Consider the following 798-nt stretch of genomic DNA (forward strand, 5'->3'; position numbering starts at 1 on the left):
CATAATGTGAGTTAAAAGGCCCCCTTCAAAATTGCTGGAACCAAGAATTTGGCGTAGATACCACTGTCCCTTTGTCTCTGCCTCCATTTCCTTTTCAGTGAAGGTGAAATTGCCATCAGGTAGATGACCGCAGTAAATAACAGCAAAAGCCCACACGTTTCTAATTACTTGGGCGCTTACATTTCCGGCAAGAACCTTTGGTGCTAGTGGCCCGGCAAGTGCGGGGTAGAAGACATACTCCTTGAGGCCTTTCTTGCTTGCTTTGGCGACAAATTCTTTAAGTTCCTGAAATACTTCCGGAAGAGGCAGTAGGTCATCGTGTTCTGCCTGACGTAACCATTTTGGTAGCAAGTACTGAGTAAGCTGAAGATCATACAGGCTTACCGAAAACTCAAATGCCAATGCATTGGCGACATTGAATGGAACCTGTAGCAAGTGAATCGGTTTCCATTCAATATCTTCAGAAAAACGGTATAGACCAAAGCCGTAATCGGTATCTTTACCTATTACGTTGGTATATGCGTGGTGGTGATGGTTATGTGCTCGTTTCCAGTTTTTAGCGGTGCCAGTCATCGTCCACTCATAGTCAGAGTTATACGTTTCATCGCCCATGAAATCATATTGACCGTGAATAACGTTGTGGCCTATCTCCATATTTTCGAGAATATGTGCTGCGCTCAAGCTGGCGACACCCAGGGCCCAGCTAACCGGTTCGATACTAAAATGAATCAATAGGCGACCTGATATTTCCAAATAACGCTGTATGTCGACAATTTGTTGAAAATAGTCGATATCTTC

The 798-nt window shown here is 44.2% G+C and carries 1 protein-coding gene; it reads right to left on the reverse strand.

Going from position 1 to position 798, the window contains the following annotated elements; genetic code table 11:
• Positions 1-798: fatty acid desaturase (locus A3735_RS00840; protein WP_068637384.1), on the reverse strand; the 798-nt coding region annotated here is incomplete at both ends.

The organism is Oleiphilus sp. HI0061, from assembly GCF_001635675.1.